17 protein-coding genes are annotated in these 21,775 nt (G+C 43.6%); 8 read left to right on the forward strand and 9 right to left on the reverse strand.

Annotation, left to right across the window (positions count from 1 at the left end; genetic code table 11):
- Positions 1 to 221: 221 nt before the first annotated feature.
- On the forward strand, positions 222 to 584 hold the full coding sequence (locus MHB49_RS26140) for an iron-sulfur cluster biosynthesis family protein (RefSeq protein ID WP_405153553.1): 363 nt from the start codon (positions 222 to 224) through the stop codon (positions 582 to 584).
- 162 nt (positions 585 to 746) lie between these two features.
- On the opposite strand, the gene MHB49_RS26145 is transcribed toward MHB49_RS26140, so the two are convergent.
- Both MHB49_RS26145 and MHB49_RS26150 read right to left on the reverse strand, forming a co-directional pair.
- Entirely contained in the window at positions 747 to 1,169 is a 423-nt protein-coding gene (locus tag MHB49_RS26145) for a hypothetical protein (protein ID WP_405153554.1), read from the reverse strand.
- A gap of 262 nt (positions 1,170 to 1,431) precedes the next feature.
- The gene (locus MHB49_RS26150; RefSeq protein ID WP_405153555.1) at positions 1,432 to 3,462 is read right to left on the reverse strand and encodes a methyl-accepting chemotaxis protein; all 2,031 of its coding nucleotides are present in this window, start codon (positions 3,460 to 3,462) and stop codon (positions 1,432 to 1,434) included.
- 328 nt (positions 3,463 to 3,790) lie between these two features.
- On the opposite strand from MHB49_RS26150, the gene MHB49_RS26155 reads away from it, so the two are divergent.
- Together MHB49_RS26155 and MHB49_RS26160 are read left to right on the forward strand one after the other, a co-directional pair.
- Positions 3,791 to 4,582, forward strand: a complete 792-nt coding sequence (locus MHB49_RS26155) for a hypothetical protein (RefSeq protein WP_405153556.1) — start codon at positions 3,791 to 3,793, stop codon at positions 4,580 to 4,582.
- Positions 4,583 to 4,659: 77 nt separating this feature from the next.
- A complete protein-coding gene (locus MHB49_RS26160; RefSeq protein ID WP_405153557.1) occupies positions 4,660 to 5,718 on the forward strand; it encodes a hypothetical protein in 1,059 nt (352 codons plus the stop codon).
- A 118-nt stretch (positions 5,719 to 5,836) separates the two neighbouring features.
- Here MHB49_RS26160 and MHB49_RS26165 read toward each other — a convergent pair whose 3' ends face one another.
- The 4 genes from MHB49_RS26165 to rarD form a co-directional block, all read right to left on the reverse strand.
- Complete coding sequence (locus MHB49_RS26165; RefSeq protein ID WP_405153558.1) at positions 5,837 to 7,000, reverse strand: iron-containing alcohol dehydrogenase; 1,164 nt, start codon at positions 6,998 to 7,000, stop codon at positions 5,837 to 5,839.
- Positions 7,001 to 7,253: 253 nt separating this feature from the next.
- On the reverse strand, positions 7,254 to 8,132 hold the full coding sequence (locus MHB49_RS26170) for an amidohydrolase family protein (RefSeq protein WP_405153559.1): 879 nt from the start codon (positions 8,130 to 8,132) through the stop codon (positions 7,254 to 7,256).
- 1 nt (position 8,133) lies between these two features.
- Positions 8,134 to 11,289 carry a GNAT family N-acetyltransferase gene (locus MHB49_RS26175; RefSeq protein WP_405153560.1) on the reverse strand — a complete coding sequence of 1,052 codons (3,156 nt, stop codon included), beginning with the start codon at positions 11,287 to 11,289 and terminating at the stop codon, positions 8,134 to 8,136.
- Between the two features lie 349 nt (positions 11,290 to 11,638).
- Positions 11,639 to 12,517 (reverse strand): EamA family transporter RarD, encoded by an 879-nt coding sequence (gene rarD, locus MHB49_RS26180; protein ID WP_405153561.1) that lies wholly within the window; start codon positions 12,515 to 12,517, stop codon positions 11,639 to 11,641.
- Positions 12,518 to 13,192: 675 nt separating this feature from the next.
- Here rarD and MHB49_RS26185 point away from each other — a divergent pair.
- From MHB49_RS26185 to MHB49_RS26195, 3 genes are all read left to right on the forward strand, one after another.
- The gene (locus tag MHB49_RS26185; protein ID WP_247898879.1) at positions 13,193 to 13,777 is read left to right on the forward strand and encodes a TetR/AcrR family transcriptional regulator; all 585 of its coding nucleotides are present in this window, start codon (positions 13,193 to 13,195) and stop codon (positions 13,775 to 13,777) included.
- 179 nt (positions 13,778 to 13,956) lie between these two features.
- Entirely contained in the window at positions 13,957 to 14,469 is a 513-nt protein-coding gene (locus tag MHB49_RS26190; RefSeq protein WP_405153562.1) for a hypothetical protein, read from the forward strand.
- A 56-nt stretch (positions 14,470 to 14,525) separates the two neighbouring features.
- Positions 14,526 to 15,167, forward strand: a complete 642-nt coding sequence (locus MHB49_RS26195) for a peroxiredoxin-like family protein (protein ID WP_405153563.1) — start codon at positions 14,526 to 14,528, stop codon at positions 15,165 to 15,167.
- A 188-nt stretch (positions 15,168 to 15,355) separates the two neighbouring features.
- On the opposite strand, the gene MHB49_RS26200 is transcribed toward MHB49_RS26195, so the two are convergent.
- From MHB49_RS26200 to MHB49_RS26210, 3 genes are all read right to left on the reverse strand, one after another.
- Entirely contained in the window at positions 15,356 to 15,712 is a 357-nt protein-coding gene (locus MHB49_RS26200; RefSeq protein WP_405153564.1) for a hypothetical protein, read from the reverse strand.
- A gap of 288 nt (positions 15,713 to 16,000) precedes the next feature.
- Positions 16,001 to 16,258 carry a hypothetical protein gene (locus MHB49_RS26205; RefSeq protein WP_405153565.1) on the reverse strand — a complete coding sequence of 86 codons (258 nt, stop codon included), beginning with the start codon at positions 16,256 to 16,258 and terminating at the stop codon, positions 16,001 to 16,003.
- Between the two features lie 106 nt (positions 16,259 to 16,364).
- Positions 16,365 to 17,108 carry a collagen-like repeat preface domain-containing protein gene (locus tag MHB49_RS26210; protein WP_405153566.1) on the reverse strand — a complete coding sequence of 248 codons (744 nt, stop codon included), beginning with the start codon at positions 17,106 to 17,108 and terminating at the stop codon, positions 16,365 to 16,367.
- Between the two features lie 310 nt (positions 17,109 to 17,418).
- On the opposite strand from MHB49_RS26210, the gene MHB49_RS26215 reads away from it, so the two are divergent.
- Positions 17,419 to 18,561 (forward strand): response regulator, encoded by a 1,143-nt coding sequence (locus MHB49_RS26215; RefSeq protein ID WP_405153567.1) that lies wholly within the window; start codon positions 17,419 to 17,421, stop codon positions 18,559 to 18,561.
- Positions 18,562 to 18,769: 208 nt separating this feature from the next.
- Positions 18,770 to 21,712: an ATP-binding protein gene (locus tag MHB49_RS26220; protein ID WP_405153568.1), complete on the forward strand. Its 2,943-nt coding sequence runs from the start codon at positions 18,770 to 18,772 to the stop codon at positions 21,710 to 21,712.
- Positions 21,713 to 21,775: the final 63 nt, after the last annotated feature.

The raw sequence follows: 21,775 nt of genomic DNA on the forward strand, positions 1-21,775 counted from the left end.
TCATACCAGATAAGGAATCGGGATGAAATGGGTTTCATTCCGTGGCACCATCACAGCGTCTCCCCGATGATATTCAGGTAATTGAACCGTTCGGTCGGATGACCCACCAAGTTATAATTTTCATCGGATTCAGCCAGCTTCCCCTTCTATTTCACACCATTGTTCCATATATTAGATTGTAAGCGAATTCATAAGGTGATTAGAGGAGTGTGAACGACGTTATGAACATTCAGGTCAGTCCGCTGGCAGAATCAAGACTTAACGCGATGCTGGGAGATCGGCCGGGGTATTTCAAGCTGTTTTATGACACCGATGGATGCGGATGTGATGGTACTGCTGTACTTCTGATCGTTAACGAGCCTGACAGTGATGACATTCGGATGGAGTCCGATTCGCTTCCTTTTCTCATTAACAAACAGCAGCAGATCTATTTCGAGCCTTGCCTTCGCCTGCAATCAGAGAACAGTTTCCCTTCCTACCGATTGAGCAGTGATTCCATGATATACGGCAATCATGTCAAGGTCCATGATCTTCGGGATACCGCAGACACTTCGCCGCAGCCGCTCAGTTGGTTTGTACGATAAGCTCACTGATCTTGAAACTACACATAGGACAAAAGCCGGCACCCATAAGGGTTAACCGGCTTTTGCTGTGGATTTCTCATCAATTAACTGTTATGGAATGAATATTTGTATTTGACCCTCCCAAATCCCCCTAGATCAGCGTAAAAAGGCTACTCAACCTAATTAATAGATGGACACCGTGTCCGATGGGAGTGAAATGGTGGAGATTGCATCCCATTTACTCACTTCCTCTATTTCGGTGATCGTCAACTTGGCAAAAAAACTGTATCCTCCGAATCCCTCCCTGTCGGTGACAGCGTCCTTGAACGCAGAGAATTTCGTTTTCAAAAAGTTTTGTTTGGAGATGTTCAGATCATATCTAAGCATAATACTCACTTCGATCTTTTCTTCTTTTTTATTCAGTTTATATTCGTCTATGAGCGTTTGAAGTGGTTCAAGGATCACTGAAGGGCAGTTTTTTTTCATTTTCACTTTCACTGCTTTGACCACTGGTGCCCTCAGTTGAGCTTCTTGAGCTGAAGCTACTGAAGGAATGAATAAGAGACATGCGATGAAGCCAATGAATACTTTTCTTCGTGTTTGCATCAAGTTCCCACCTTCTCACTCTAAATTTACAATACTTTCCTATTTAGACACTGCTATAACAGTAAATGTTTCGTTGTTAACCTCACTTTTCCCATAATAATTTTTCCTATGGATGTCATTGGGTCTCTATTTTATAAAAAAATAAAACCTCCTCGCCCTTAACTAAACAGGCTTGGAGGTTGAATTGTATTCTGGTTTGAACTGAACCAGAATCGTTACGCTTTTATTATGCCTTTAATGTCAAATGACATCATGCGCTTGTTTACTTTGTTTTGAACCGGGAGGATGCTTCAGCAAGCTGTTTGGTCAACCCATCGATGGTCTGTACCATCTCTGACAGATGCTCGGTCATGCCGGACTGTTCCTCCATTGTCGCGGTTACTTCCTCCACGGATGCGGACACTTCTTCACCCGAAGCAGACAAGTTCTGCGCAGCTCCAATGACGTCATCCTTATCGCGTTCGATGGATTCAATCTCGGAGGCAATGGCTTGAACCTGATTCATCATTTCATTCATATTTTGGGTGACAAAATTGAACGTTTCCTTGGTCTGGTCTACACTGCTCTTATGCAGTTCGGCAATAGCTTCAATCGCTTGTACACTCCGGTTATTCTGCTCAACATGATCAATTGTCTGCATCACAATCCGCTTGATATCCTCCGACTGTGATGTAGTCTGCTCTGCCAGTTTGCGAATCTCCGATGCCACTACGGCAAAGCCACGTCCATGCTCACCAGCTCTTGCCGCTTCAATGGAAGCATTGAGTGCAAGCAGCTTCGTCTGATTCGCAATCTCGGTTATCGTACCCGTAATTTGGTGAATGCCCGAGGAACTTTCAGCCAACTGCACTGTAATTTTGGAAATGTTGGCTACTTCGGCCTCGTTTTGTCCATTCACTGCAATCAGTGCATCAATGACCTCATGGTTGCTCTTGAATGCATCCGTGATCTCATCTGCCTTAAGCTTCACCGACTGTGACATCTCATTGACGTTCTCAATTTTATGGCCCACGTTCATGAACTTATCCACGATCGCTTCCGTATCATTGGCCTGAGACTCCATGGCTCGTGAAATTTCAAACGCCGTTGTTGTGGTTTCGGCAATGGAGGTCGAGGTCTGCTGGGTGGAATGATCCAGTTCAGTTGTACTTGTTTTCAGCACGCTAATGGAATGGTTCATACTGGAAATCAGCTGTTGATTGCCCGCCGCCATCGTGTTAAAGCTGTCCACCAGTTGTTTGAATTCTCCGCTATATTTGCCCTTGGCCTGCACCGTCAGATCCCCGTCTGCAAGTTGTCTGAACAATGCTGTCAGTCTCGTGATTGGTCTGGTAACCAGCAGTGAGATTAGTATACCTGCGATAACAGACACCGCAATCGCGCTGAACAGGACAATATACATCTGCTTCGCTATTGCCCCTAGCGGCTTCTTCACATCACTTAGTTTGTCTTCAACAATGATGGTCCAGTCCGATCTTGGAATTTTGGAATAAAAGACGACTTTGTCCTCTGTGCTCACATCGCCTTGCTGCAACTGCTTGTTAGAAGGCAGATCAATCAGTGACTGATATTCATTAGATTCAAGCTTCTGTCCCGCCATCTTTTCATCTGCCGAATTGAACATTACTGTACCTACGCGGTCCAGAATTATGACTTTTCCCTCTTCATTAATATTGATGTTCTGAAGCTGGTCAACGAAGAATGAGGTTGAAGCAGTAGACGCCAGCACGCCTTCCACTTCCTTGTTATCATTGTAGATTGGCATTGCAAAGACCGTTCCCAGCGTCCCCAAAGATTCAGAGATTATACCCTCACTGATGACATTCTGCCCTTGCATTGCCTGTTGAAAATACGTACGGCCGGCGCGTTCCTCACCGAGTATTTCAGGGTTGTTCGCTGCGACAATGGTGCCTTTTCGGTCCAACAGAATAAGAACACTGTTGCCTTCCATCCCTGTGAGGCTGTCTGCCAATATCCCATTGGCTTTATCCGCGAGTTCACTATTTTCCGAGAAAAAAACATCATCATTCTGTCCTTCGTTATTTCGAATTTCCAGCAGGTCCTGGAATGTGCGATGTGTTGTAATGAGAAATGTGGACTGTTCTTCCAACGTTAGTGAGGTGAACAAACCTGCACCAATCCGATCAGAGGTTGCTTTAATTTCATCCTTGCTTTTCTCGAGAGTAATGACGGCTGCTACATTGTAAGATAATACCGCAGTTACCGCCAATACGATGGTTACCAGTAAACTGATCATTAGCGGCAATTTGACTCTGAACGACATGTTGATCATGCGCTCTCTCGCCTTCGGGATAAACAATAAATCCACCTTCCATTTCTACGATGTTAGTGTCCAATTTTGTATGGGATAACTTTATATCGGTAGATAGTATCTAATCTTTCAGCAAGAAAAACGTTTGCACTGAAAAATGTTTTTTCACATCTTATAATCCTCTATTTAAAAATAAAATTATATGTAACTAGTATTATATTTTATTTATTGACTTAATTTGTAAAATAATTTACACTCTTTTATGTTAATACTTATTTTTCCATAATTGAGAGTTTTGAATAGCTGGCCAGCTTTCAAATATACTTAAAATTGAGAGGGAGATATAAAAATGAAAAAAGTGGTTTCAGCTTTATTAGTTACAGCATCCTTATTTGTTGGTAGTGTCGCTTCTTTCGCTTATTCGGAAGAGTCAATTAGTATAATTCCTACCAGAATGCAGGCGGGGACAATATTAGAGTATGATGGATCCAATCAGATGGTTATCCTGGAAAAGGGTGAACCAGTAAACCTCCCTTCCATCTATCAAGATCAAACAACAAAGAGTATCACACAAAAAGTGGATCTTGAAAAATTAAAAAGTGAAGAAGAGTTCGTTGAAAAAATTAAAGAAGAAGCAAAAAATTTACCCGTATATAAAATCGAGAATCCTCTTCCACAGCCAGGTTTAAAGGTTATATATGATGGTGAGGGTTACATAAAGGAGTTTGTTTTCCCTCAAGGGAACGACTTCGCTTTAGCTGCTTATAAAGCACTACCAAGAGGCACTAGAAAAGCAGCTGGAACCTATACTTATGGAGATAACAATAATAAAATCACTATTACAACGAGCACTGTTCTTGGTGAAGGACGATTTACTAATTTTACCGATACAACTGGTGAAAACAGTAACACTCTGAAAAAAGGTGATGCAGCAACCAGAGGAGATATAGATAATCCTAAATATGAGCAAGTTTTGGATGCGCGCAATTTGGATAACAATGTCTTTGCCAATGTAACTAAGAGAGATAATGGAGCACTTCCAGACGCGACATTAGATATTTGGAAAACTGGTGTAGAACTTTTTGACTTAAAATGGTCTTCTTCCCTTTCGTTTAAAGGAAGATACTTCTATACATTCTAATTTATAAGATATTTTATAAAGGGGGCGATATATTCGCCTCCTTATCGTATCTTCTTAATGAAAAGGATGATTCAATCATGAAAAAAAAATCTTCAATCACAAAATTCGTTTTAGTCATAACTACCCTCCTTCTCTTCATTGGGGGATGTAGTTCCGACAAACAAGCAATTGAAGAAGTGAACCCCACCGATATGCAAACCATCGGTCCACAAACCCATGAATATCTTTCAATTACAAACACCGAATATGTTAATGGAAAAGATACCAATGATGGAATGATAATGAGAGTTTACACATATGACATCCAAACTAAAACTTTAACTAAAATGGCTGATTTACCCTATAACTCTCAATACCCCTTAACAGTGGCTTCCTTAACAGAAGACACCATCTACTATTCAGGAGCTGGAAAAGATAAGGGGGACGAGTTGTTTTCATATGATATAAAAACACAGAAAATCCAGCAATTAAGCTCCGAATTGTTTGCAATCAATTCGATTATTCCGGATACCGTTGATCATACATTGGTTATGGCTGCTGTTAAGAAGGGAGAACGGCCTGTCAAAGTCATTTTCTATGATAAAGAAACTCAAGAAATGACTATATTGAATGACCACGATTCAGACACAACGACATGGGATATTTCCTATGATCCAGAAACAAAAAAATCCTATGCCATCCAATATTCTGAAGAAGAGCAATATAATCGTATGGAGGAGTCCAATAAGACGCAAACACCGATGGTTCCTCCCAAACATACAATCATTGAGATAGATCCGATCTCCAAACAGACTCGTAAAGTCATTGAACTAGATAAGGAGCAAATTTTGACTTTATCTACCAGAGGAGACGAAATGCTCATTGCGACGGCTGAGCATATTAACAAGTATCCAATTAAATACAGTATGATTAACATCAATACAGGACAAAGAAAGGAAATTGATCTTCCGATTAAAGCAAGTAGTGAATTATTCCTCTCCAAAGATGGGAGTGGTTTCTATTTTCTAGGCGAGAAAGGAAAGGGGAATAATGAAAGAGGAATTTATTACTATGATTTGAAAACGCAAGAAGTCGAAGCCATATTTCTTCAGGAAGAGGGATTCATTAATAATTTTATGCTTCTGTCGAATCCATAATCAATACGTAATCAGATTCATACAGAAGGAACCAAAACAAGGACGTTCCTGAGAAATACAGGATCGTCCTTGATGAATAGGCCCATCTACAGGTTGGGAATGGAAATTTTGATTTGCATTACAATGCAGCTTGATAGATCTGTACCACATCTTCACGCTGCAATTTGTTGAAGAAGCCAAATGGACCAAAACGCATCGCTTTATCAGCCATCGCACCAATCTGGCTATCGTCGATGTCATAGTCAGCCAGACGGCTAGGTGCACCAATCGAGGTCCAGAATGTACGCAACGCTTCAATACCTTCTTCAGCAACCTGTTTGTCCGACTTCCCTGCGGGATTCACATTAAATACATTAACAGCCATGCGTTTGAAGCGATCTACGTCCACATCCAGATTATGCTTCATCCAGTGCGGGAACAGAATGGCAAGGCCTCCCCCATGCGGAATGTCGTACACGGCGGACACAGCGTGCTCAATATTGTGAGATGCCCAGTCCCCGGCAAGACCCATATTCAGTACATCATTAAGCGCCATTGTTCCACAATAGAGAATGGTCTCGCGCAGTTCATAATTTTCGGGATCTTTGATCAAAAGAGGCGCAGTTTCAATTACCGTGCGGAGAATGGTCTCACAGAATCCAAGCTGAACGGGTGTATTGGTATCCAGATGGAAGTAGTGTTCAAACACATGAGACATCATATCCACCATACCATATACGGTCTGATCCAAAGGTACGGTATATGTATTCACCGGATCAAGAATGGAAAACGCCGGAAAGGAATACTCGCTGAACCAGGCCCACTTCTCCTGTGTGTCCTGATTGGTTATAACCGATCCGTTGTTCATCTCGGAACCCGTCGCAGCAATGGTCAAAACTGTTCCCAGCGGGAGTCCGCCTTGAGGAGTTGCTTCGCGCACAACAATATCCCACATGTCTCCATCGTATTTGGCCCCTACTGCGATCGCTTTACCACAGTCAAGCACACTTCCACCACCAACAGCAAGAACCAGATCAATGTTATTTGTTCTGCATAGTTCTACACCCTTATGAACCGTGGAAAGACGCGGATTAGGTTCTACACCAGCCAATTCGGTTACCTCTGCTCCGATTTCCTTCAACTGGCCGAGCACCTGATCGTACAGCCCGCTCCGTTTGATGCTTCCACCACCGTATACAAGCAAAACACGTTTTCCGTATTTTGGGACTTCAGTTTTTAGTGCTTCAATTTGCCCTTTGCCAAAAATCAGCCGGGTCGGATTATAAAATTGAAAAGACTTCATAGCGTATGTTCCTCCAAAGATGTCTGAAATTTTGTGCATCCATTATTATAGTTGTCTTTATTCGTAAAAACAAATTGAGCGTGCAATGCCTTATCGGAATAGATATTACGATATGCTTCCATTTTCTTCGACAACTATTGATTCAGATGAGTATGAATCAATCACAGGTTGATCTGAATTCACTCTTTTGCCGGACAAAAAAGCTCCTGCCACCAGAAGTAGCAGGAGCTTCATGATAATCATGAACTGGTGCTTAACCCAGATCTGCAATTCGCTGTTCAATGCGTGGAAATAGACTAAAAGCATTCTCGTAGAATACCTTCTCATGATGCTGCTCCGGCACAAGTCGGCGGACGAATTCGGCATAAAGATCGATCGGCGCGAGCGGCCAGTCAGTCCCGAACAACATTTTCTCATAATGATCCGAATATACCAGCGCCCGGCGGAAATGATCCATGAACAAGGGTTCGTTCATAAACCGTTCAAAATGGGGGCGATCACCCACAACGAGGCCAGACAGATCTGCGTAAACGTTAGGATTCTTCGCAACTACTTCAGCGGCATCCATCACCCAAGGATCGCCCAAATGACAGATCATAAAATTCACGCCGCGCTGTTGAAAGGCTAATTCATCCACGGTCAGCGGATGTGCATACTTGAGCAATCCATTCATGGAGTACGTATCCCCCGTATGAATGACTACAGGGACGTTATACTTGGCTGCCAGTTCATAGACCGGTGTGTAGATTTTGTCATACACGTAGTGATGATAGTATCCCGCATATAGCTTGATCCCAGCTACCTCAGGAGCTTGCAGTCGTGCTTCTATCCGGTCCAGTTCGTCCTGAGCGTGTTCACCACCAAGGTGATTTGGATTAATGCCGACGCATTCCATGAGGAATTGCGGAACTGTTTCTTCCAAATCAAGTCCCATCGGGTTGGGTGAACTGGAATCCGGGAATGCTCCCTTCGTCTGCTCCGTAACCCCCATACCGATGCCAAGAATAACGTCGTTCTTATCAAACTCCGCCTTGAGGCCAGCGGCAGAATAATCCACTTTGGACAAATCGATCGCCGTTCGATGAAAGCTGTCAATGTCCGACAGATGAATGTGAATATCAATAATCGGCATGTTAAGCCTCCTTTTCGCCTTTTGAAGTTGCAAAGTTTAGCTGCAAAAGGCCATGTAGATCCTCCGAATTCAGAGGAATTTGCCCCAAGATCAGATAGGTCGGCTCTGTCCAGACCGTTTCCCCGTTCGGGAGTGTCAGATGATGATTCACGTTTTGACCAGTGACTTGATTGTTGGCAAAAGCCCACGCACTCTGATTTGGATAACGGTTCACCGCATGAAGCATGTGTTTACGCGAAACTGATCCTGTTCGCAAAATATCCTGCAGTGGCAGGCCCACATCCACCTTGCCAAGCGGGAATCGATCTTTGCCCGGTTGCTCTATCCAACCTTCTGCAAACACAGGTGAAGGTTGAAAAAAACGCTCCTCTGCAAGGGAATAATTCGTCAGCATCAAGCCGCTTTCGTTGGTTACGGCAAGCAGTGTACAGAGCACGGGAACGCCAGGCAGCATCAGATAGTGCTGATGAATCGTGATGCCTCGATTCATTTCATGCTTCTCAATTCGGGTGGTCAGCCTTACGCCCTTCCAAACGTTGCCGGATTGATCCTTCTGTTCTGTCCAGGAGGCCGCTCTCGATTCCGATTGGCGGCTGAAACCGTTCATGCCGGGAATGCCCACACCCAGTCCGCCGTACCACGGATTCCACCACGAACGTGGTGCCGATTCAGGATACGAGCTATCCAGCCATTCTTCCCCCTGATATTTCAGAGAGTGTACAACGCTTCCGAAGTTCGGAGCCACAGCAATAGATAATACGCCATTGTTCACGGTGTACAAAGTCCCCATTGGTCCTTCTTCACTTACACGTTCAACATCTGTTCCAGTCTGAGGAAACCAGAGGGCCGTTCGCTCCTGAATTCGATCCTCCCCACGGTATACCCCACGGACCTTCCAACCACTTCCGTGCTCGTCATGAAGATTCGTTTTCTCAGGGGAGAACTCCACCTTTGCCGTATCCAACTGCTGTTCCGAATTGAATTCCGTGGCCGTTGCCATGTACTCCGGTTCGCCGCCATACTGCACATATAGCTCCAGCTTGCCAGCGAGCGGAACCAGTTTACGTTCGTTCAACTCCACCTTTAACACTTCTGGGGTAAATGGATTACCGCCACTCAGCGTCAGATCAAGGTGACTATCCAACAATGGGAGGACCAGGTTACGCTGCTTCCGGGCAAATGCCCGGAAATCCGACCATTTGGCAAAGGTGTTCAGGGCAAATACGGTTTCCTTGGTACGCGCCACAGTTCCCGCCTCCAAACGTCCAATCTCATGCTGCAACCCGAGCGTGTATTCTGGCCGGATCAGCTTCAGGGAAGGGTCCCAATAGATGCCGCATGCACCATACTCTTCCTTGCAGAACAGCCAGTTCTCCGTAATCTGCGCACTGTCCCAGTGATTCGGATCGCCTGCATAATCATCACCCATATCCACAAATCGGCCCTGATAAGGAAGGATTAACCCGTTTCCGAAAAATCCAAAATTGTTCATCAGAAATAAGTCCTCTTCCCATGCTGTGCCTCGTGTATTTTCAATCTCATGATGGAATTCGGCAATTCCGCTCGCAGACAGCTTGACGACAGACTTGATCTGTAAGCCAGGGAAGTCCTCCGAGTCATAGATGGCCTCGAAAATCTGCCGTTCTCCCTCGGGATAAATCTTCACTTCTCTCGCTTGTTTTTTGGACAGCTCCTCTGCGTACGGCTTGCCCAGCTTCGGATAGGTCCACCAAAACGTGTGACGGGACCCAGGGTATTCAACCCACATGATATTATCCTGCTTGCCCATATGGAGAGAGAATGCGCCGTTTACAGCTACCCACTGGTCTCCGTTCTCCCCCCCATAACGTCCCTCTGTCCCCTTCATCAACACAGACAGCTTGGTTGTAAAAGATACCGCCTGTTTATCTGTCGGAACAGCCGTTACCTCGACTTCTTGCGAATAAAGTCCATACGAATGTAATGTAAAGGCTATCGGTACAGATGCTTTACCTTTTGCAGGGACCGTGAAGCTTACCGAACGTTCTGCCCACTCCAGAAATTCGTCTTCCGGCAGGTCAAAAGAGAACTCCGCTTCGGAATCAAAATTATTATCCACGTTCAGGTATAGCTCAGCCGGGATACCTTTATAGAGCTCTTTTACAGGCAACACCGTGTTGATCTTAGCCGGAAATTTCGGGGCAACGCCCATACGAAACTCGGCTTTTCTGCCACCGATCAGCCATGTGCTCGCAACAACGGGATGGGTCTTATTCTGACTCTGCTCCTCCTTAACCGGGTCAAGGTGGAACGCCCCCTCCACGTATACCGTTTCTCCCGGAGCAACAGCTCTCGCATCGTCCAGCGCAAAACGAATATTTTTGTTGTCGTGACCCTTGATCTCGAACTTCAGCTCGGAAGTTGAGCGGTTCGTGATCCGGTAACGAACCTTGTATTCGGAACCAAATACAAGATCATGATCGTCGATCTCTGTGAAGATTTCGTAATCTGGTGTTTCGAGAGCTGTAAGCCCTCGACCGGACTTCTCGAATTCGGCTCGCAAGGAGATATCTCCCTTTTGCCAGGAATAATCAAAGAAATCGAAACCACGCTCCCGTCGGCCATCCGGCTCGATAACGAGTTCACGCGTGCTGTCTGCGTACCAATCCAGTTCCTCAAAATAAGGTGCAAGTGCTTCCGTCTGCAAAATGGTCGGGATAAAATTCATCAGATGCACATTATCATCTTTTTTCTCCCAGAAGAACCCGCATTTCTTGTACATCGGTACAGCCTTGGTGTTACCTGCCCACGTGAACAGATCCAGGCGGGGCCATCCCGCTTCCACGGTCTTGCGAACGGCGTTCAGGATCAGATTACGTCCAACCTTGTAGCCATGATAATCGGGACGAACATTCAATAGCGGTACATACAATGCATTCTCGTCATAGCGGTAGTGCGCAAAACTGCAAAAACCAACAACCTCATTCTCATGAACAGCGAGAAACGCGTTGAGATTGGACGAACTCTCCATCTCCCGACGAACGGTATCTTCCGTTCTCTGGTTGGTTCCGCCTCCCCAACTTTCATTGCTGCGGTTCCACATATCAGCGAGTGCGGCAGCGTAGGAGGGATCGTATTCGATAATGCGGATTTGTTCGATAATCGAAGTTACGGTCATATTTGGGTCTCCTTATCTTTATCTATAGGATGGTCTTCGTGATCTTTCCGATATGGCCTTTGCCCGATAGCCGCAGAGATGATACAGGCCATGTTTGAAGAAGCTAGCGATAGTCTTATCATACTATAAATGGAAACATTTTCAGAGGATTAAAAATCTTTCTTTTCAATCATATAAGTGCCTTTCGGAAGCTTTTGTTCGAAGCGTCAAGGATGGACGAAGCTAGGGTTAGTCACTGTCAACGTAGTGTGCTCAGGGTGCGGCAGATAACACCATAAACAAAAAAAATGGCTCTTTCCGACCGATAAGGCGGAAAGAGCCATTTTGATGATACCGGGATCCTGTGACATCAGCTCGCCTTCGCGAGTTTCGTGCCGCGAATCGATGCTGTAGCATATACGACGAGCGCTGTCCAGATGAGCGCAAAGCCAACGAGCAGAACCGGCGAGACCGATTCCTTGAATACGAATATGCTCAGTATCAGCATGATCGTCGGCCCAATATATTGAACAAAGCCAAGCGTAGACAGGGACATCCGGGCGGCTGCTCGCGCAAAAAAGAGCAGCGGCAGCGCCGTGACTACACCGGAAAGAAGCAGTTCGATGAACGTCGGCGCAGGCAGCGTCCACGCCGTTGTTTTCCCCACAACGGCCAAATAGATCCAGTAACCAAGCGCAACAGGCAGGACTACAGCCGTCTCTGAGAATAAGCCTATAGAAGCGTCTTGCTTGATCTTCTTCTTCGCCAGGCCGTACAAACCAAATGACGCAGCCAGCGAGATCGCGACCCACGGAAACCGCCCATAGTCAATCGCGATGATGAGTACAGCTGCACCAGCGATGGCAATCGCAAGCCATTGACCGCGGTTTGGCTTCTCACGAAGGAATAGAACCGCTAACAACACGTTCAGCAACGGGTTCAAATAATAGCCGAGACTCGTCTCAACGACATGCCCGTTGTTGACTGCCCAGATAAAGATGAGCCAATTGGCAGCAATCAGCAGTCCGCTTGTGGCGAGCGACAGCAGGAGCGAGCGATTAGTCGCAATCCGCTTTATGTCACCCCAGCGGCGCTGGGCGGCTACCAGAATACCCATGAAAACAAACGACCATACAACCCGATGCGACAGAATCTCGCCTGCCGGAACTTCGCTAAACAACTTCCAATAAAGCGGGAGAATCCCCCACATGATATACGCGATAATAGCGTTGACCAACCCGTTATTCATAATCCTTTTTCCCCTCTTTTTGCTCTGATGTCTCAACGGATTATACGTCTTGAACCTCTCACAAGTAAAGAAAAGAATTGTATTTGATAAGTCTCGCACCAGGCTGTTGATGCCAAAATTGTGGCCCCCATTTATCCCAAAGCCCCCCAACATACGTATGTAGAGACATCTGAATTAGTAGAAGAGCTCTATCCGAACTGTTTTGGAATCTGTTGATTCTCCACAACAAATTACAATTATGGGCGATTCCGCAGGGGGAAATATTTCATTAACGTTTGCCCAAAAGCTCGTGATTTTACCAATGTAGCAAAAGTAACGTTTTTTGTGGGAACTTATGAGGGAGGTTATCCAGATAGTCTCCTATGGCATGTAAAAATGCAGGAATTGGGGATTGATCACCATTTCTAATGATTATTCCAAAATATCCCATGTGTTCCCTCTCTATCCAATCCCTGAAGCAAAACAGGCATTTCAGCAGATTATTGCCGTGATGGCAGAAAACTGAGGACTCCCGAATAAAGTCTCTGCTTCCAATTCCGGTTATGACAAAGCATGCGTAATCGTACAAGTTCTTGTCTCTCGACAAATATGCAATAATCTAAGAATTGAAGAAGTCAGGATTTAAAATTATAGGAGTCACTTGACAACCTACCTACTGGTAGGTAGAATAAAGATATGAAAAATTTACCTACTACCTCTAATGACATCCTGACTTGTGCCCGTTCTTTGATCATCGCTGGCGGTTACAACGGTTTCAGTTATGCCGACATCGCTGAAGTGGTTGGGATTCGTAAGGCGAGCATCCATCACCATTTCCCAAGCAAGGTCGATCTGGTTCGAACACTGGTTGCGCAATATCGAGAAGAAGCTCAAGCCGGATTGGAGAATATTGAACTCCATGTATCCGATGCTCTAGAACAGCTTCGCCGCTACGCCGGCTATTGGGAAGCCTGCATTGCGGACGCTAGCGCTCCGATTTGTGTCTGCGCGCTGTTGGCAAGTCAGCTCCCCCTCCTGCCCGAAGAGGTTGCCATTGAGGTTCGGGCCCATTTCCAGTATCTATCAACGTGGTTATCGTCCGTGCTGGATCGCGGATCGCAGCTTGGACAACTTCAACTTAGGAATACCCCGCATGCCGAGGCCGAAGCTTTCATGGCGGCAATTCACGGAGCTATGCTTACGGCGCGGGCCTATGGCGATCCGAATAAATTCAGCTTTGTGACAGGCCCGCTCCTGGAACGACTCGCGCTTCCATTGTAATTGGTCCAATGGTGAAAACTACAGATTCTCAATCCAAAATTATTTAGGAAGGAGGCCACGTATTGTTCATGATATGTCCGCAGTTTACGAAGAAGACATGTTATAGCATACGTGTAAAACTATCAATCAGCAGAACAAAATAACCCCCCTTTGTCCTTAAGGACTGGAAGGAGAGATCTATGTTTGGAATTTCATCACTCGGCTGGGTGCATACACTCAGCAGCTTGCCAGCCATTCCACTAGCTATATATATGTTTGCTCGCTACGGACGGATTGTTCCACGATCACGGCCCGGTGTCGTTTATTTTATTTCGATGCTAATCGGCTCTATCACGGTATTCCCCATCGCTCATCAGTCAGCCAGCTATGGTATTGGTGCGGCAACGATTCTGCTGCTGCTCGTCGGATACGGCACCGGGTATATTTCGAGGTTTGGGCGTGCGGGCAAGTACCTTGAAACAATCTCCCTCAGCCTGACAGCGTTTCTGTTAATGGTGCCAACTGTTTCCGAGATTTTGCGTCGTGTTCCAGATGGCAACCCCATAGTTACTGAATTGAATTCGCCAATTCTTCTCGGCGCTCAAGCCAGTCTCTTCGTCATTCTAATCGTTGGTTTGACAGCCCAAATCATCCATTTGCGCAGGCAAAGCAGGCTTGAGATGTCTGACCTATCAGCTGAGATATCAGCCTAAGAGTGGGAAGGAAATACTGAGATGATATTTTCAATTAATAAGGAGGAGCAATACACATGTCATTAACTCAAGCCTTAGCTACAGCCAAACAGGAATTTATAACGCATACCCCTTTGGAGATCCAAGCGGAGATGTTCCGACAAATTCAGGAGCAGCAGGAGTCGGGCATAGCCTATGGCCGACAGGAGGGACAGAAAGCCAAGGACTTCACACTCAAAAATCCTTTGGGAGAAACGGTTAATCTCTATGACGAATTGTCCAAAGGACCCGTTGTCCTAACTTTCTACCGGGGCGGATGGTGCCCGTTCTGCAACACTCAACTGAAGAGCTATCAGAAGCTGCTTCCGGATATTGAAGCCCTTGGGGGCCAGCTGATCGCAGTCAGTCCACAAAGTCCGGACAACACACTTTCCCAACAAGAAAAAGAAGAACTGTCCTTCCAAGTGCTTAGCGACACAAACGGTCTCGTGGCAGCTTTCTATAATATTCTTTACGACGTTCCGGACTACATCCAGAACATTATGAAACAGGTCGGCATGGACCTAACGGAATACAATGCCATGGACCGCTGGGTCCTACCTATTCCTTCCACCTTTATGATCGATGAATCGGGTATTATTCGTTCCGCCTATGTCAATCCAGATTTTATGCAGCGAATGGATCCGGAAGACATTTTGCATGAGTTGAGAAAGCTTTAAGTTTCTGTCTCTCGACTATCCATCTACATAATACTCAGCACTTCAGTTGAGTAAAAGCAGCCGATCCTAAATGAACTGCACTCCAATTGTTGTTAGGTATCACCTGGCAATTAGAGGTACAGTTCAACGTTGATCGGCTGTCTTCTTGTTTTTGTTCAACTAATCATTCCCGTTAACGTAATCATTTCTTAGTACATCATTGGGAATTGAACCATCATTATGACGATAAGAGAAGAAATAAAGCTCAGTATTGCAATCAAAATATGAAGACAACTGAATGAGATTTTTTCCAGAAAAATTCTTTCTTTTCTTTGAATGAAACACGAGTAAATTAACACTGTGATCACAATGGGCAAATATTGATGAAGACCCGGTCCATCCTTACTCGGCAATAGTTTGTTAATATATCCACCTATTGTTTCATCAATGATCATAAATGCATATATAATTCCGATTATCGCTGAAATAAAAAACTGAGCTGCTAACTTTACCAGATTTTTCTTCAAAAGAGATGGACCAATTTTTCGGAATAAGTCATTGACCATTATGTATTTGTTGCCTCCTCAACTTTTTAATTAGTACTCCTATATTTCACCACACAGCTCGTTCTAGTGTCTAGCTTAGTGACATCACATATTGGAACGAACCTGCCCGTTAGCTTAAGAAGGCAACTGATCGCTCTGACCAGCCACCTTCTCTTCTATATTCAATTCTCGTTTCCCGTTAGTTTAACAGTACGTCGGAGCTAAATGATTATACCCCGTAGTAATCCTTAATCTTAACCAAGTTTCATACCAAAATGATTTTTGTTTATCTGATTTCAATCGAAAATCTTACGGCTGAATTAATGCCCCAGTAAAAGTAATTCCTCCTATTGCATTTGCTGAACCTTCTGTTGATAAAGCAGCTAAAGTATTCGTAACATTACCAGTTCCAGGCGTTACGTCAACATGATTAACACTCGACGCTCCAAAAGTGTTGTTACCCACTGCATGCTGATTAATGCTAAATATAATAGTTGCCCCTCGGCGAATTTGGAATTGTAGTGCAGTGGTGCCCGCAGTTGACTCCCAACCAACAATCCCCGTCAACCAAATTCTACTTCCAGATGGAACAGCTGTGATCGTAATTGTTTGTAAAGTTGTGGGTGAAGCTCCTAAGGGTATCGATGAACTTCCTGATGTATTTGGTGTGTTTTCAGATACTTGAAACTGTTGATCCGGTCGCCCCAGTAACTCCAGTGACTCCAGCTGATCCGGTAACTCCAGTCGATCCACTGCTTACTAACAATGTAAAATCTGGCGATGTGCCTGGTAATCCTAAAGGAGCGACAGTATCGACAACGTAGGAACTACCTTCATAGATAACAACTTGACCAGGTATATATGAACTAGCAATAAAAGGATTGAACGGTTCAGTCTTCGTCAATCCTGGTGGGTCTGGTGGATCTGGTGATCCTGAGCCACTTATCCCCACTGATGCGATGATTAGTGACACTTTTGTAGACCTGATCACACTAACTAGCTGATCCTTATGAAGAGACGAAATGTTTAGAAGAAGCGTAATTTGCAATAGTTGAGCTATTAAATCTTGTAAACTGATTAATGTATTGAGTCTAGGAAAGGGGACAATCTCTATTCCAGTGATGGTAAGTTCGAGAACAGATTGCAATTCCGCTTTAACAGCGACCGGAAACACTGATGTATTTGTGAATTGAAGTAAACCCCTTAAATTCTCCTGTAGAGCGCTAATATTAAAAGGGGTTGGTCTCGATATAGCAGCAGGTGCTGTCTTCGAAGATATAATTAATAATTCTGTAAAACGCTCCAGTTCCTTATATGAAATAAAAATCTCTACAAAATCACCCTTCGATAATTTAAAAACACTTCCTCTTCCCGGCAGATATCGAAGTACACGACCTCGCTTTTTTTTCTTGGGCACATTATTCACCTCAATTCATCTTATGACTTTAAGGTGAGCAATATTTTTTAAATAATCAGGACAGCCATTCTAAGCCCTAGGTAGCGCGTGGCGGTTGTGTACATTTTATTGAAATGATCATCAGAAATTCTCGTATATCATCTTTTCAATATGGAAGATGTCTATTTCAGGTAGCCATGGAAGTGGAGAAGTACATAACTCTTTTATATGTGAATAGCTACGCTACATATTTCGAGTTTTTATTCCGTTTTTCAACATCCATGATAAAATTGATATAACTAAATAAACTCTATACAAGGAGTACTTTATCATGAGAGCTGTTCTTATTGACGATGAACTGTTAGCGTTGTCTTATTTGGAGCTTCAATTAATGAAAATCGATAACATCAACCTTGATATTATAGGGAAATTCACAAACCCAAACGATGCCATAGATATAGTAAAACATACTAAAGTGGATATCGCGTTTATCGATATTGAGTTACCTGAGATCAATGGTATTGAATTAGCAGAACGATTGCTGGAAGTTAATCCTGATCTGATGGTGGTATTCGTTACCGCCTATCAAGAGTACGCTGTGGAAGCCTTTGAATTAAACGCCATGGATTACATTGTAAAACCGGTCCGTTTTGATCGGTTATCCAAAACGATGAATCGGTTATTCAGCAAAAGTACACCCCGTGTGAATTACCCTGACGAGCATCAATCCCTAAGGATGACAATGTTCAAACAAGTCATGATTGAGGAGCCGCAATCACCGGGTCAATTTTCGTTAATGCAATGGAGAACCTTCAAAGCACAGGAACTTTTCCTGTATCTACTGCAGCATAGAGGACAGCTTGTTCGTAAATCATTTATTGTAGACTTATTATGGAGTAATACAGACATAGACAAGGCCTACTCACAGCTATATACAACGATTTACCATATTCGTAAAAGTCTAACCCCCTATGAAAAAAGATTTCAGATAAAGAGTGCCAATGAAGGTTATTTGTTAGAGTTAGATCATATTAGTTTGGACGTATCCATATGGGACACCTCTTCGCGAACAATTGATGTTTCGAAAGATAACCTAGAGTTTTATCTGGAGAAGTTAAGCAGCTATACAGGTGAATATTTGCAAGATTACGATTATTGGTGGGCAGAGGGAGAAAGACACAGACTTAAACAGTTGTGGCTTAACACGGCTTTATCCGTCGGTCAGTGGTATGAGGATCAGCAGAGATATAGCGATGCTTTGACAACCTATTTACAAATTCACCATCTCTATCCGTTAGAAGAAAAGTCTTTATTTGCTCTAATGAAACTGTATGACAAAATGGGCGAGCCACAGAAGACTATGGAGTGTTATCAAGAACATACGGCACAACTAAAAGAGGAATACGATATTCCCCCAGGAAACGATATTCAATTATGGTTCAAGGAATGGAAAAAGAAAAAACTACCATTATAATCAACATCCGAACTCCAAGCCCACTATAACGTATGATAAAGGATTGTTCATGTTGCCATCATTCATTCATATTAAGAAAAGTTTATCAAAACATAGGGTAGCATGGCTTATCCTCATTTACTTATCCGCTTTAATCGGAATGAGGCTGTTTTGGTATACGGAGTTCTCCCCTCCCAGCCAGCCTCATGCAGTACAAGGAGATCTGAATTTGTCTGAGTGGAACTTTAATGATCAACAGACGATTACACTGAACGGAAAGTGGAAATTTCACCCAGAAACTTTCCTGCCTCCCAGTACATCCTTTAATGAGACATTACATACTGCTAATTTGACACAGGTTCCCGGTACTTTTAACGATACGAGTCCAGCGTCCAATTTTGGAACGTATCAACTTCGCGTATTTTTGCCTAAATCCAATATGTCCTATGGCATTCATATCCCTGAAATAAAGACTGCTTATCGCATATATATTAATGGCAGCCTTCTATACGAGTCTGGTCACCCTGGGGAAAATTCAGCTGGAACGATTTCTAAGGTTGTACCCTATACAGGTAACTTTACAGTAGAGCATTCAACAATGGATATTCTCATTCAAGTAAGTAATTATCACTATCATAACAAAGGTGGAATTATTCAATCCATTAAATTTGGGACTCCATCTGCTGTCCTGAGTGAAAAACATTTAAGCGAGAATATGCAATTGTTAGTCGGCATTATTCTACTACTTCATATGTTATATATCGTTATCCTTCTTTTCGTCGGACGCCGACAGAAAGAGATTTTTTATTTTGCAGGAATTATTTTATTTGCCTTGATTGCTCTGTTAATAGACGATGAAAAAATGTTGCTTCAATGGTTCCCAATCAATTTTGAATGGGCGATACGTATGAGAATTATTAGTTACGCCGCTCTTTCATATTGTCTAGTATTATGTACAAAGCACCTGCTGAGTGTATATAGTTTCAAGCGACTCATTTATATCTTTTCTATTAACTTTTACTTATATGTATCAATTACTCTATTCCTTCCGATCGGTTGGTTGGATTATACATCTAAGATTCTAGGTGTTTTTATGTTCTCAGCCATCTTACTTGTGCCCATTATTTCAAGACAGGCCGTGAGGACAGGTCAAGAGGCAGCTTTATCCATATTGCTTGCCGGCATTGCCGTATCGTTAAATATGGTATTTAGCGGATTTTTCAAGTCATGGTTTGATAAAGATCTGCCTTATTACCCCATTGACCTCATTGTTGCCTTTGTTGTTTTTGCCTCCTTCTGGTTTGTACGCTTCACTAAAACAGCGATACGCGCTGAAAAACAAGCGGAAGTGCTTAAGAAAGTGGACAAACAAAAAGATGAATTTCTCGCTAACACATCACATGAGCTTCGGAATCCACTGCATGCGATCATTAATATGGCTCAATCTATCATGGTTCGGAAGAGTATTACGCTAGATTCACCTGATCGAGAAGACTTGATGTTAATTACTAAAGTTGGACAACGTATGTCACATCTGCTCGATGACTTAATTGATATTACCCTGCTTAAAGATAGCCGGATTATGCTAGATAAAACAAGCGTCTCTTTACCCGCAGTGGCTAAGGGAGTAGTCCATATGCTGAACTATATGACGGTGAATAGGAATATAACGCTTCAGAACGAGATTCCTGATTTCTTACCTAACGTTGCAGCTGACGAAAACCGACTTACCCAAATTATGTTCAACTTAGTTCACAATGCTTTGAAATATACAAAGGAAGGCAGTATTTCCCTTCGTGCGGAGACTCTAAATGATACTGTTTATGTCCATATTGTAGATACGGGGATTGGAATTAATGAAGAAATGCAACAAAGAATATTCTCTCCGTATGAACAAGCGGATTCCAGCATAACTTCTCAAGGTAGCGGCTTAGGTCTGGGACTTAGCATATGCAAAAATTTAGTAGAACTTCATGGCGGAACATTGAAGCTTAAGTCTCGGCTTGGGCAAGGATCTGTTTTCACATTTTCCCTACCTCTGGCAGAGGACATACCTGCTGTTAAAGGTGTAAAGAAAGACGAAAGAATTGATTCTCATTTCGATCAGCTAGTACAAAACGTGACGAATGTTACGCTTGAAACAGCTGTTTCTTCAGAGAATAGGCATAAGTTAGAGCATGTCACAGGGTCAATCCTTTTAGTGGATGACGATGCCATCAATCTGAAGGTTATAAAATCATTGCTGGAGCTGGACAATTATGAAGTTACCGCTGTAAATAGTGCTGAAGAGGCCCTTAAACGGATTAACCATAGACAGTGGGATCTGGTCGTAACGGATGTCATGATGCCGGAAATGTCCGGCTATGCCCTTACTGAATTGATACGAAAAAAGTTTACTATTTTTGAGCTACCCATACTGCTATTGACCGCCAGAATCAGACCAGAAGACATTCATACTGGCTTTCTTGCGGGCGCTAATGATTATTTAACAAAACCAGTTGAAATGTTAGAGCTACAGTCAAGAATTCGTGCATTAATCCATTTTAAACAATCCGTTGACGAGCAGTTGCGCATGGAAGCTGCATGGCTTCAAGCTCAAATTCAGCCTCACTTTTTGTTTAATACAATCAACTCTATTGCTTCCCTTAGTCTATTAGATCCAGATCGCATGATTACTCTGCTTGAAGCATTTGGTGATTATTTAAAAGGAAGTTTTAGTTCAAGGAATTTAGAGCGCCTTGTTCCCCTGTCCCATGAACTTGATTTACTACGAGCTTACTTATATATCGAAAAGGAACGATTTGGAGATCGATTGGAAGTAGATTGGAATCTACCCGATCAGTTGGAGGCAAAACTTCCTCCACTCACGATTCAACCTATCGTGGAAAATGCCATTCGGCACGGAATATTAAACCGCACAAGCGGAGGAAAGCTGACTCTATCTGCTACAAAAGAAGCAGATTACATCAAGTTCATCATACATGATAACGGAGTTGGTATGGATGAGGCCAAGCTCTCATCCCTACTAGATAGCAATAAAAAAGCGGGGACATCCGGTGTGGGTTTAACGAATACAGATCGACGACTTAAAAAAATTTACGGACAAGGCTTAGCGATTCATAGTATACCTGGTGAAGGAACTACGGTTTCATTTATCATATCGACCCCATAGAAAAAGGATACAACGAAGGAGCGAGCATGATTAAATGCGGTTCCTTCGTTTGGTATTTCAGAA

The sequence above is a fragment of the Paenibacillus sp. FSL K6-0108 genome, from assembly GCF_045040695.1.
In the GTDB taxonomy this organism is placed as follows: Bacteria; Bacillota; Bacilli; order Paenibacillales; family Paenibacillaceae; genus Paenibacillus; species Paenibacillus pabuli_B.